Origin of the sequence: Methanosarcina sp. A14, from assembly GCF_001729375.1 — an archaeon.
Lineage (GTDB): Archaea > Halobacteriota > Methanosarcinia > Methanosarcinales > Methanosarcinaceae > Methanosarcina > Methanosarcina barkeri.
This window is the reverse complement of record NZ_LZPK01000053.1, coordinates 1-12,663: the sequence shown is the minus strand read 5'-3', so window position 1 is coordinate 12,663 and position 12,663 is coordinate 1. Positions and strand designations below refer to the sequence as shown.

The 12,663-nt window shown below is 42.1% G+C and carries 11 protein-coding genes and 1 pseudogene; 11 read left to right on the top strand and 1 reads right to left on the bottom strand.

All coding sequences use genetic code 11. The features are described 5' to 3' along the window. Positions 1-101: 101 nt before the first annotated feature. Positions 102-569, bottom strand: a complete 468-nt coding sequence (locus A9239_RS03490; RefSeq protein ID WP_230629233.1) for a hypothetical protein — start codon at positions 567-569, stop codon at positions 102-104. Between the two features lie 739 nt (positions 570-1,308). On the opposite strand from A9239_RS03490, the gene A9239_RS03485 reads away from it, so the two are divergent. The 11 genes and pseudogenes from A9239_RS03485 to A9239_RS03445 all read left to right on the top strand — a co-directional run bounded on the left by A9239_RS03485 (position 1,309) and on the right by A9239_RS03445 (position 12,163). Beyond that, entirely contained in the window at positions 1,309-2,247 is a 939-nt protein-coding gene (locus tag A9239_RS03485) for a cytochrome c biogenesis CcdA family protein (protein WP_238985638.1), read from the top strand. Between the two features lie 230 nt (positions 2,248-2,477). Beyond that, on the top strand, positions 2,478-2,582 hold the full coding sequence (locus A9239_RS20760) for a helix-turn-helix domain-containing protein (protein WP_080943734.1): 105 nt from the start codon (positions 2,478-2,480) through the stop codon (positions 2,580-2,582). Between the two features lie 877 nt (positions 2,583-3,459). Next, the gene (locus A9239_RS03475; RefSeq protein ID WP_048118953.1) at positions 3,460-3,966 is read left to right on the top strand and encodes a DUF1269 domain-containing protein; all 507 of its coding nucleotides are present in this window, start codon (positions 3,460-3,462) and stop codon (positions 3,964-3,966) included. 187 nt (positions 3,967-4,153) lie between these two features. Beyond that, the gene (locus tag A9239_RS03470) at positions 4,154-6,508 is read left to right on the top strand and encodes an arylsulfatase (RefSeq protein WP_048155015.1); all 2,355 of its coding nucleotides are present in this window, start codon (positions 4,154-4,156) and stop codon (positions 6,506-6,508) included. A 151-nt stretch (positions 6,509-6,659) separates the two neighbouring features. Then, entirely contained in the window at positions 6,660-7,976 is a 1,317-nt protein-coding gene (locus tag A9239_RS03465; protein ID WP_048155013.1) for an anaerobic sulfatase maturase, read from the top strand. Positions 7,977-8,141: 165 nt separating this feature from the next. Beyond that, positions 8,142-8,285, top strand: a pseudogene (locus tag A9239_RS20825) (hypothetical protein); the annotation flags it as partial. 79 nt (positions 8,286-8,364) lie between these two features. Beyond that, positions 8,365-9,024 (top strand): sulfatase-like hydrolase/transferase, encoded by a 660-nt coding sequence (locus tag A9239_RS20820; RefSeq protein ID WP_329957111.1) that lies wholly within the window; start codon positions 8,365-8,367, stop codon positions 9,022-9,024. Between the two features lie 15 nt (positions 9,025-9,039). Then, positions 9,040-9,699, top strand: a complete 660-nt coding sequence (locus tag A9239_RS20815) for a hypothetical protein (RefSeq protein WP_329957110.1) — start codon at positions 9,040-9,042, stop codon at positions 9,697-9,699. A gap of 368 nt (positions 9,700-10,067) precedes the next feature. After that, positions 10,068-10,595 (top strand): LURP-one-related/scramblase family protein, encoded by a 528-nt coding sequence (locus tag A9239_RS03455; protein ID WP_048118963.1) that lies wholly within the window; start codon positions 10,068-10,070, stop codon positions 10,593-10,595. Between the two features lie 65 nt (positions 10,596-10,660). Further along, positions 10,661-11,221 (top strand): YqhA family protein, encoded by a 561-nt coding sequence (locus tag A9239_RS03450; protein WP_048155010.1) that lies wholly within the window; start codon positions 10,661-10,663, stop codon positions 11,219-11,221. A gap of 330 nt (positions 11,222-11,551) precedes the next feature. Next, positions 11,552-12,163 carry a matrixin family metalloprotease gene (locus A9239_RS03445; protein ID WP_230669067.1) on the top strand — a complete coding sequence of 204 codons (612 nt, stop codon included), beginning with the start codon at positions 11,552-11,554 and terminating at the stop codon, positions 12,161-12,163. Positions 12,164-12,663: the final 500 nt, after the last annotated feature.

Here is a 12,663-nt window from a genome sequence, read left to right as displayed (position 1 = left end):
CTTGACTTTATTACTTGAACCATTGTTTCGATAATACCATCGGGTTATAGGTTTTTATCAAAATTTTCTTTCAACTGATATCTACATTTTTTAATAGTTTCTTAGCACATCCGTTCTACAGTTTGAATGAAAATAGGAATTATCTTAGGGGATTCATAGTCCATGTGAGGAATATCTCCGTGGTTTTTGTAGTATAAACGTATGTATACAGAAGTACGACGATTTGGAATTTCCACTTTAGTCATATTTGTAATTTTTTTATCCATAGTTACCTTAAATATATACTCTTTTTTTTCCCAGGATAACTTTAAACTTAAAGGACGAGATTGTGAGAAATCACTTTTAGGTTCAAGGCTATATGTTTCGTTTATCACTGATTTGTTATTTTGATCAAACACTTCAACTGCTGCTTCATGACTTTTTCTATCATCGTTATGTATTACAAAAAACGGTGCTGTTGATCCTGTGAAAATAAAAGGAATAATTATGGGAAGAGAGATGTAGATAAGTAAAACAGTCATTAGAAGAAATCCTATAATGATAAACTTTTTCCTTGCACTACTAGCCAATTAAATCATCTCTGCAAACTTATATTTCTACGAAATGATAGAAATATTTTCAAAAATTACTAAATTTATATTGTAAAAATGCTGATATATACAAACATCAGGATGCTTAACGAATCATTATACAAAATTGAATATTGTGTTTACTGTATATAAAATTTCATGATAAGTGGGACTCCTAAATTGAATATTTTATAAAAACGGTTTTAAATTAAACGTTTCTTCCTCTTTTTGCCACAAAAAAGTAAAAGTATTAAATATAAATATAAATTAAATATAAAACGTGCACTTGGTTATTAAAACAAATTAAGTAGAAAGGAAAAGCATTATTTTATATTATTGATGAAGAATATGGCCCAGAAAAACTTTATTTAGTTATCAGAGAGGAAATAAGTGCTAATTCAGTAATTGCAGCAAAAAAGAGAAGGTACGGAATTCTGAAAAGTAATTTTTAATTTACGGAATCAGCTTCACAATAAAATTAATATATATCCACAAATTAAGGCTAAAAGTATCACATAAAGTATCGCACTAATTAGTAAAATCAAAAGAAATAATTGTTATCAATAAATAATTTTTTTACTATAAAAGAAAAAATTAACGAAAGAAAACTCAATCTGGATACAGACTCTCTCTTTCAATAAGAAAATTAAAACGAGTAAAAATCTGAATTTCAGTAGAGATTATGTGTCTTGGTCCCGGATGTTTAAAATCATGTTATAAAATAGTTCTGGAAAAAGATATGAACAAGAAAAATGTGCCTAAGTTGTTTGTACACAAAGGAATTTTTGCGCTGGTCTGCATTTTTTTGTTACTGACCCCTGTATCCATCGCTTCAGCCACGGTATCTGGAGGACAGGTGACGGGCGGTTTTTATGAAATATATCTAAGCACAGCAGGGTTTTTTCTGACGGAAACTCAGATACCTTCTACACTTCTTGCCGAGAATCTCGCGCTCCCCATGACAGAGACTCGAGACGGAAAAAACAAGCACTTTGAAAAAATCAGCCCCTTCTTACTTCTGGCAGCAGGCATTCTTGCGGGTTTTAACCCCTGCCTCCTTGCGGTAATGGCTTTTCTTGCTTCAGTTACACTTGCCAAGCATGGAAGAAGAAAGGATATGCTCAAAATTACACTTGGTTTTTCGGCAGGAATCTTTGCCATGTATATGCTTGCCGGAATAGGCATCCTCAGCGTTGTTAATTTCCTGCCTGATATCCAGGAAAGTTTTATAGGAGCTTCAATCCTTATCATTGCCCTGCTCGGCTTCTGGCATATTTTTGATGGCTACTGGCTGAAAAAACATGCGAGAACTACTTTCAGGACTCCCAAGCCCTTAAAAAACTTTATGGGCAAAATGGACCAGAACAGCCTTGTGTCGCTGTCCTTCCTATCAGGAAGCATGTTTTCTCTGGTCAAGGCTCCTTGCGTAGGAGCAATCTTTCTCTCACTCCTGAGCATCCTGGCAACAAAAACCGATATTGCCAGAGGAACGTTATATATTGGTATTTACCATATAGGACTTCTGCTTCCAGTAATAGTTCTTGGCCTCCTCCTTGCTTTCGGACTCAGCCCGAATAAAGTCACCGAATTCAGGGAAAGATGGAGAGTGGAAATAAGGCTGACAACAGGAATCATACTGATATCCGTTGCCCGGCTAATGCAGCTTGGAGTAATTTAACTATAAAGAGCCCTGGAAATGTCCAATGAAAGGACTGAGTTTTAAGTCAACACACCGTTCACGTTCACATTTTAGCTCTAAGGCGAGAAGTTCACTTCCTCGGCAACTTTCGGTAAGAACCGGAAGGTGGCAGGTAGTAGATGAAAGCCGTCAACTTCAAAAAATAACCTTTAAAAAAATTATTTATTTAAAGCCTATTGTTATAGATGTGAAAAGCCTATAAATACCGAATCTATCCTAAAAAAGGTCAAAAAAGACTTATAAACATTTATTTTGGAGCTTGTATATTTGTTTATAATTGGACTTTAGAATATTTGTCTATAATTGGGCTTTAGAACAGAAGATAAAAACTTACGAGCAAAATAATAAATCAATATTATGGTTTGACTTACAACGAATTTTAGTCCATGAAGTAAAACCTACTAACGAATGGTTTCATGAAGTAAAACTTGCTAGCGAATGGGTGGAAGAATCTAATTCACAGGCTTTGTTGGCATCCTTAGTAAATGTAGAATCAGCTTTTTTGAATAGCAATTTATTTCGTTATACTTGGTAAAATAAATCAATACGCATAAGGTAATATGTATAAAAAAATAATTATATAAAATGAATTATTAAACGATGAGCTTGGGGGAAAATCTCGAAGGTTTAGTTGGGGGATTACAACAGTAAAAGTAATGATAGATACCGGAAAGCGATTTTCTTAATGAGACCTCATTTGATGGATTCTGATGGATTCTCAGCATCCGGGTTGAAACCTATAATTCAAAAAAAGATAATTTAAATTGATTCACCTAGATCTGGACAGCGGAGTCTGTAGAAATATATCAGAATATGACATCAGAGTATAATATCAGAGTATAATATCAGAGTATAATATCAGAGTATAATATCAGAGTATGGAAGAGACGTAAGATCACATTGTGTGAAAAATCATACTGAATCACACAATGGGCTTTCCTGTAATAAATTGGCTATTCCCTGACCTCGGACAAAAATGGCTTGAGGAATTTAAGTAGGGTTTTTTCCTGGCTACTGTGCTGCTGTTGTTAAGACAGCAGAAAATGAGTAACCTAGAGAAGAAGACATGATTAACCCAGGTTTTTCAAGATTTACAAAAAGCTAGTGGAGATTATGGTCTCATCTCGATTGGTGAACTGACACGAAAGCACAATAATCAACGAAGTATGCAACATAAAAGAGGTTTGAGTAATGGCAACTTTAACAGTTCTGGAGTTTGATACCGCCGACAGCGCCCAAAAAGCGCTTCACGTGGTTGAGGACTTAAGCAAGAGACAATTAATCAACCTGCATGACGCAGCCATAGTTACCTGGCCTGAAGGGAAAAAGAAGCCAAAAACAGAGCAACTGCACAATTTAGCAGGTGTGGGCGCATTGAGTGGAGCTTTTTGGGGTATGCTTTTTGGCCTGATTTTCTTTGTTCCTATACTTGGTATTGTTGTTGGGGCAGCAATGGGCGCACTTGCAGGTTCCATGTCTCATGTGGGTATCAGTGATGATTTCATAAAGTCAGTGCGCAGCAAAGTGACTGAAGGCACTTCAGCTCTCTTTTTGATGACCAGTGATGCTGTAGAAGATAGAGTCGCAGATGCCATGAAACAATTCAAGTTTGAAGTCATTGCTACCAATCTGTCCGCAGAAGAAGAGAAAAAGCTGCATGAGACATTTGTTGAAGAAGAAGCAGCTCCAGCACGCTAAAATTTGATCGAAAAAGCGCCTCTCTGAGAAAATTAGTTTTTCCGTAATTTAGTTTAAGTCGAAAACAAAAATAAGTCAAGAACAAAAATTCAAGAAGAAAACGAGTGGGGTGCAGGGTAAATTCAGTTCCTCTTCACACCCTTAATTATATAAATTTTTTATGAATTTTAATATGATAGGGGGACAAATGCCACTAAAAGAATACAAATCAGGAACCACTTTTCCAGGCGTAATCGGGCGCACGTTTGACAAGTCTGAACCAGCCTGGCCGGAACCACTGCGCGCCAAAGAGGGGGCTCCAAATGTACTTTTCATTGTGCTGGACGACACAGGCTTTGGACAACTTGGGTGTTATGGCAGCCCTATCCAGACACCAAACCTGGACAGCCTGGCTGCGGGAGGCCTCATTTACAGTAATATGCATACGACTGCGCTTTGCTCTCCTAGCCGTTCATGCATATTGACCGGCAGAAATCACCATTCAAACAACATGGCCTGTATTACAGAGGGTTCAACAGGCCATCCCGGCTACAACGGCTATATACCTTTTGAAAATGGCTTTTTGTCGGAGATCCTTCTCGAGCATGGATACAATACTTATGCTATAGGCAAATGGCATCTGACGCCTGCAGACCAGATCTCGGCAGCCGGACCTTATGACCGCTGGCCTTTAGGAAGAGGTTTTGAGTGCTTTTATGGCTTTTTGGGAGGTGAAACTCACCAGTATTACCCTGAGCTGACCTGTGATAATCATTCTGTAAACCCACCCGGGACTCCCGAAGAAGGTTACACCTTGAATGAGGACCTGACGGACAAAGCTATTCAGTTCATTGCCGATGCCAAACAGGTAGCTCCAAACAAGCCTTTTTTCATGTATTTCTGCACAGGAGCCATGCATGCTCCTCATCATGTTCCTAAGGAATGGGCAGACAAATACAAAGGGAAATTCGATGACGGTTGGGAGGCTTACAGGGGGAAAACATTCGCACGGCAGAAAGAACTGGACATCGTTCCAAAAGATGCAAAACTATCTCGCCATGACCCGGATGTCAAGCCCTGGGAAAAATGCTCTCCGGAAGAAAAGAAGCTTTATGCCCGCATGATGGAAGTCTTTGCCGGATTTCTGGAGCACACCGATTACCACATCGGCAGGTTGCTGCAGTTTCTGAAAGACACTGGTGAATTTGAAAATACCTTAATCATGGTGATTTCCGACAATGGTGCCAGCTCCGAAGGCGGCTCTGCGGGATCGGTCAACGAGAATTTATTTTTCAACAACGTGCCTGAGTCGCTAGAGGAGAACCTCTCATTGCTGGATAAGCTAGGGGGCCCGGAGACCTTCAACCACTATGCCTGGGGCTGGACCTTTGCTGGAAACACGCCCTTCCGCCGCTGGAAACGTGAAACATACCGTGGCGGTGTCAGCGACCCCTTCATAGTCCACTGGCCCAGAAGAATAAAGGCAAGAGGCGAAGTCCGAAATCAGTATGCACACGTTATCGATATGGTACCCACAGTTCTGGACTGCCTGGGAATCGAACCTCCGACTGCTATCAAAGGTGTAACCCAATCGCCTATTGAAGGCGTAAGTTTTGCGTATACTCTCGACAATGCCAGTGCACCTACCAGGCACCACACCCAGTATTTCGAGATGATGGGCCACCGCTCCCTGTATCATGATGGCTGGCGTGCCGTATGCCCATGGCCTGGTCCTTCATTTACTGAAGCAGGAAAACCCTTTGGTGAACCGATTACTGCAGAAAAGTTGACCGAGCTGGATGCAAAAGGCTGGGAACTTTACAATGTTCAAAAGGATTGGACAGAGAACGAAAATGTAGCTGCAGAAAACCGGCCGAAGTTAATCGAGATGATTACTACCTGGTATGCAGAGGCAGGAAAATATAATGTGCTGCCTATCGATGCCCGAGGAGTGCTGCGCCTTGCTGATGAACGGCCACAGATTGCAGCCGATCGGATTAACTACGTTTATTATCCCGGAACTCAGCCAGTTCCCGCAAACGCAGCTGTCAATGTTCTTAACCGTGCACACAGCATCACTGCCGATGTAGAGATTCCACCAGAGGGTGCTGAAGGCATCCTGCTTGCCCATGGTGGTATCGATGCCGGCTATTCGTTTTATATTAAAGGTGGAAAGCTGCACTGGGTACATAACTATGTAGCCAAGGCTCTTTATCATGTAGAATCCGGAGAAAATGTTCCAGAAGGACGGCATCAACTTCGCTTCGAGTTTGAGGTGACCGGTAAGCCAGATGTTACCAATGGTAAGGGGACACCTGGAAAGGCTCAGCTCTATATAGACGGGAAATTAGTCGGCCAGTCTGAGGTCCCTGTAACGACTCCGCTTGTACTCGGGCTAACCAGTGGGATTACCTGTGGCTCAGCTCATGGAGCACCAGTTACACCTGATTACGAGCCTCCTTTTGAGTTCACAGGCAAGATCTACAGCGTAAATGTGGACGTGAGTGGCAAACTAATCGAGGACAAGGAAGCTGAAACACGCATGGTCATGGCAAGGCAATAAACGGAAATACATCCCAGGAACCAGGGGACTCCCAGTTATTTAGAAAGAGGGAGAATTATTATCATCAAGGCCCACAGGTTCTAGAACGTTTTTGCCGGTAACGCGCTGTACGTTATATCTAGTTATTCCGACGCAGGGAGGAAAATACTGAATGACACAAAACTATCTGCCTCCCAGAATTCATGTGCTGGCAAAGCCAACAGGAGCAATTTGCAACCTTGCCTGCTCCTACTGCTTCTTCCTGACTAAAGAAGCACTCTACCCAGGCAGCAAGTTCCGCATGTCAGATGAAGTTCTGGAAAACTACATCCGGCAACTCATCACAGCTCACCAAAGCTCGCAGGTAACCGTCGCCTGGCAGGGAGGGGAACCCACGCTTATGGGAGTTGAATTTTATCGGCGTGCAATAGAACTGCAGGAAAAATACAGAAAGCCTGGCCTGACTTTCGAAAACACGATGCAGACAAACGGCACGCTGCTGGATGACGAATGGTGCCGGTTTTTTAAGGAAAACAATTTTCTTATAGGGATCAGCATCGACGGTCCTCGTGAATTGCACGACACCTATAGGGTGGGCAAAAAAGGGAATGGAACTTTCGACCAGGTCATGAAGGGGCTTCGATTGCTGCAAAAACACGGCGTTGAATACAATGTCCTGACCACAGTAAATAGAGCCAATGCCGATTATCCACTTGAAGTCTACCACTTCCTTCGGGATGAAGTAGGGACAGACTGGATGCAGTTTATTCCGGTTGTAGAGCGAATCAATGAAAAGGGGCATACTCTTTATCAGAGAGGAGACACAGTTTCGGACCGTTCTGTGCAGCCAGAGCAGTTTGGCAGTTTCTTGAGCCGCATTTTTGACGAGTGGGTAAGAAACGATGTGGGAAAGGTATTCGTGCAAACTTTTGAAGCTTCTGCACGCAAATGGCTAGGTATGCCTTCAGGAATGTGCGTTTTTGAGGAAACGTGCGGTACTGGGCTTGCTCTGGAGCACAATGGCGATCTTTACTCATGCGACCATTTTGTGGAACCGGACTACCTGCTTGGCAATATTATGGAAAAAGAGATTTCTGAGCTTGCTGCTTTGGAAAAGCAGTACAGGTTCGGACAGAACAAACGCGACAATCTCCCACAGGTATGCCGGGAATGTGAGGTACTTTTTGCCTGCCAGGGAGAATGCCCTAAAAACCGCTTCCTTACCACTCCTGCCGGAGAAACCGGACTGAACTACCTATGCGAGGGCTGGAAAGCTTTCTTCCGACATATCGACTTTCCGATACAGATTCTGACCGGCTTAATTCGCAGGGGTTATCCGGTTTCGGAAGTTATGAGAATTATGGCTCTGGAAGATGCTTTCTCCCGGGCAGGGCGCAATGATCCCTGTCCCTGTGGCAGCGGCCGAAAGTTTAAACGTTGTCATGGTCTAAGGAAAACTAACGCGAAAGGAGAAACGAGAATTAGGTAAAGCAAAGGGTTCCGCAGTATGGATAAATTATGCGATTGTGAGATAAACGGGGTATAGCGAAGAAAAAAATTAACTTTATCTATCAAATTTCGGAAGGTTGCTTTAAATTGCCGACCGAGCCATAAACGACCGAGCCATAAACCATTCTATTTGGAGGGAATAAGAATGGAAGAAAAGAAACCAAATATACTGGTCATCTGGAGAGATGACATCGGAATCACCAACCTTAGCTGCTACAGCGATGGGCTGATGAGATATAGAACACCAAACATTGACAGGATAGCAAACGAAGGTATCAGATTTACAGACTCTTACTGGAAACAGAGCTGTACTGCTGGGATAGCAGCTTTCATCACAGGACAGAGCGTATTGTACAGGATTGAGCAAGGTGGGAATACCAGGAGCCAGAGAGGGAATTCATCCCGAAGACCCTACAATCGCCGAACTGCTGAAACCGCTGGGTTATGCCACAGGACAGTTTGGAAAGAACCATTTTGGAGACCTGGACGAATATCTGCCCACTAACCATGGTTTCGATGAATTTTATGGCAATCTCTACCACCTGAATGCTGAAGAGGAACCGGAAAAACCTGACTATCCCTCTGAGAAAGATTATCCCAATTTCCGGAAAAACTATGGCCCAAGGGGTGTAATCCACAGCTATGCCGACGGTCGCATCGAGGACACCGGCCCGCTGACCAGAAAACGCATGGAAACCGTAGATCTGGAATTTCTGGATGCGGCCATTGATTTTATCAAACGCAAGCATGCGGCTGGAAAACCGTTTTTTGTCTGGTTAAATACACCCTGGATGCATTCAGGGTACATATTCCAGAGGATTAAGGGGCAGTCCGGGCGCTGGCAATCGGAATACCATGACCGCATGATTGAACATGACTGGCAGGTGGGAGTAATTTTGAATTTGCCGGACGAACTTGGGCATTGCAGAAGACACTATCGTTGTCTACAGCACAGACAATGGACCCAATATGAATACCTGGCCCGATGCAGCCTGACCCCATTCCGCAATGAGATAAATTCCTGCTGAGAGGGAGCTTTCCGCGTGCCTGAAGTAATGCGCTGGCCTGGCAAGATTCCGGCAGGCATGGTTTCTAACGAGATTGTGAGCCATCTTGACTGGCTGCCCACTTTGCTTGCAGCAGCCGGAGAGCCGGATATCAAGGAAAAGCTCAAAAAAGGCTACAAGGCAGAGGACAAAACTTTCAAAGTGCATCTTGATGGCTATAACCTGCTTCCTTACCTGACCGGGAAAGAGGAAAAATCTCCACGTATCGGGTTCTTTTACTTCTCTGACGATGGAGACCTGGTAGCTCCAGGTATGACAACTGGAAAATGGTCTTTATGGAGCAGCGCGCTACCGGTACATTACAGGTATCCTGGTAGCTCCAGGTATGACAACTGGAAAATGGTCTTTATGGAGCAGCGCGCTACCGGTACATTACAGGTATGGGCTGAACCTTTTGTCCCGCTGCGAATACCGAAAATATTCAACCTGCGTACAGACCCTTATGAGAGGGCGGATCAGACCTCAAACACCTACTATGACTGGTTACTGGACCACGCGTTCCTGCTGGTGCCATCCCAGGGTGTTGTGGCAGATTTTCTGGAGACATTCAAAGAATTTCCTCCACGCCAGAAAGCGGCAAGCTTTACAGTTGATCAGATAATGGATAAGCTTTTGCAGGGAATCGGAAGCACCTGAAGGTTAAAGCTTTATCTGAAATAGAAATCTGCGGGAAATGAGGATGTAATAAAAAATGGGAATATAAGAAATCAATAGCTGGCAGCTTAACTGCAGTTTGTAAAACGAAGTTCATTTATATTATAAATTTTAAAATTATAAAATAATACATATTTAGTACTGCATATTTATTCATTTATTTATGTGGGGGAAAATTTCTGGGCAGCCTGAAGAGAGCCATAGCTTAGACTATAATTGGAAACAAGGCCCAGTGTCACAGGTTGTTGGGGCCGGTAAGCTAACAGTATAATCTTCCCTAATTTAATAACAGAATAAATAAGCTGCCTTCAAAGGTACGTAAATGTAGTAAACAAAAGGAGTGATTATTGATGAGACGAATCATGGGCGGTCTCAAGGGCCGTGGAGAAGAAAGCATACAACGCTACAAAATGCATGAAAAACTTGTTTCTATAGGAGACGACTACCGGATAGAAAACGAAACTGGAAAAAGGGAATTCTATGTGGACGGCAAAGCTCTCCGCCTGCGTGATACCCTGATTATCAAGGATGAGCAGGGTAATGAGGTATACAAACTCCAGGAGAAACTTCTCAGGATAAAGGATACGATGGGCGTCCAGGATGCGGATGGAAAAACAGTTGCAACGATCAAAAAAGCTCTGATCTCACCTCTTCGCGACCGCTGGAAAGTTGAAGTCGTAGATGGACCTGAGATGGATGTCCGGGGTAATATTTTAGACCATGAGTATAAGATTGAAGCCGGGAGGGAAAAAGTCGCAGAGGTCTCAAAAAGATGGTTCCGGATAAGAGATACTTATGGTGTGGAGATTGAGCCCGGACAGGACAGTGCACTTATCCTGGCGATAGCAGCTGCTCTCGACCAGATGGCCCATGATTGAGAAGTTACATTGAAGAAGGATAGGTTAGACTTTTTTATTAAATTCCTTAAAACAGGAGTCTGCCAATGAAAGTTGTAAAATTCATTGCAGGAATGCGTTTTTTTGTGTTGATTCCAGTGATAGGGCTGGCGATTGCTGCCTGCGTCTTATTTGTTAAAGGCGGCATAGATATTATTCATTTCATTGGAGAACTCATTAACGGAATATCAGAAGAAGGTCCAGAGAAGAGTATCATTGTTGAAATTGTGGAGACTGTACACCTCTTTTTAGTCGGTACGGTGCTTTTCCTTACATCTTTCGGGCTATACCAGTTGTTTATACAGCCGCTACCTTTACCAGAATGGGTAAAAGTAAACAATATCGAAGAGCTAGAATTAAACCTCGTGGGGCTTACTATTGTCGTACTGGGAGTTAATTTCTTGAGCGTTATCTTTGAACCGCAAGAGACAGATTTGGCAGTATATGGAATAGGCTATGCCCTGCCCATTGCAGCCCTGGCTTACTTCATGAAAGTACGTTCACATATTAGCAAAGGGAGTAGTGAAGGGGAACAAACGAAAACCATAGGCGAAGTGACCTCTGTGAACAGCGAATCAAATTGGTTAACAAACAAAAAGAGAGACTGAAGTCAGATTAATGTCTCACTTTTAAATTGGTTAACAAACAAAAAGAGAGACTGAAGTCAGATCAATTGTCTCACTTTTAAATTGGTTAGCAAGCAAAAAGAGAGAATAAAGTCAGATCAATAGTCTCACTTTTCTTCTTTGCAGATTGCTCTTAGTTCCTGTGTAGATCAGCAATTGCTTTTAATTGCGTTTTGTTGATAATATCTTATTAATTCTCAGGATCATATTAATAAGGATCATTTAATAATAATATGGAGGCAGATTCATATTACCCGAAACAGTATGCATGGAATAAGATTACTCTTTTTACTGTTGTTGACGGTACTTATTTTGCCCATTGCTCCGGCAGCTTCGGAGTTTAATTATCCAAGAATTGTAGATCATCCCTGGGATCATTCTCCTATCACCGTATATATAGATAACAAAAGTGTTCCTCCACATTATAGTCCTACCTATTACACACAGGTACAAAAAGCTCTGAATTACTGGGCAGAAGGAGGAAATGGAAAACTGGATTACACCCCTGTTTTTAAAATTGTGGATTCCGAAAAAGCTGATATCAGAATAAGATGGGTCGAAGACCTTCAGAAAGAACAGGGTGTTCCTCCTAGAGTTGCAGGTGATGCCATTCCATATATTGTCAATGGGCGATTTATACGCGTAGACATAACGCTTGGAGTTGGATTTTCTCAATGGGGAAAATGGGTCCCATATAGTGATACTGCAATGCTCGCCATTGCAAAACATGAATTGGGGCATGCTCTGGGTTTGGATCACAGCAATGACAAGCAGGACATTATGTATCCGACAAACGAGCAGATAAATAACACAAATCCTATCCTGAGTAAGTACGGTTCACTTTTGCTTTTTGCCATTTACGCTATTCTTGCTATTGCCGTCTTCCTCTCTGTAAGCTACATATTAGGACGCGTTGCTAAATGAGAGCTTATCTGAAAAATAGTTACATGCTGTAACTCCCGCAATAGAGGGGAGTTAATTGAATGAATACTGCTGACAAAACCACTTCTAGCCTAAAAATCAAATTGCGGGCGGCCACCCCAACCTAAACAGGCTGTCCAGCAATTATTGTTAGTAATAAAAAAGTGCTAAAAAGAAAGCAAATAAGACCTTTGAATCAAAAAAGAAGGAATTATTTTATTACTGGAGACAATTCCCGGACAGCCTGTGACGAATAGGTTACTCGTGACCCTTCAAGATCCCGATGCAATAAAAAAGTCTCCGTTTTATTGTAGGACTTACGCACTCAAAGTACAAAATCAAGCACAATTAACTTTGCCAATAGGTTAAAGGTGTAGACAGTTGAGGGTTTCATGCTATTGATTTCTTAGTTCAACCTCGTAAGTCCTATATTGTTTTTCAACTTAAGGTATTAATTTTTAGGATACTACGATATACTCAGACATAGTTTTAGTGTCACTGCC

Bases quoted from the DNA above. Each gene is read 5' to 3' on its own strand.
- A9239_RS03485 (WP_238985638.1), top strand. From the start codon at position 1,309: ATGAACAAGAAAAATGTGCCTAAGTTGTTTGTACACAAAGGAATTTTT.
- A9239_RS03475 (WP_048118953.1), top strand. From the start codon at position 3,460: ATGGCAACTTTAACAGTTCTGGAGTTTGATACCGCCGACAGCGCCCAA.
- A9239_RS03470 (WP_048155015.1), top strand. From the start codon at position 4,154: ATGCCACTAAAAGAATACAAATCAGGAACCACTTTTCCAGGCGTAATC.
- A9239_RS03465 (WP_048155013.1), top strand. From the start codon at position 6,660: ATGACACAAAACTATCTGCCTCCCAGAATTCATGTGCTGGCAAAGCCA.
- A9239_RS03455 (WP_048118963.1), top strand. From the start codon at position 10,068: ATGAGACGAATCATGGGCGGTCTCAAGGGCCGTGGAGAAGAAAGCATA.
- A9239_RS03450 (WP_048155010.1), top strand. From the start codon at position 10,661: ATGAAAGTTGTAAAATTCATTGCAGGAATGCGTTTTTTTGTGTTGATT.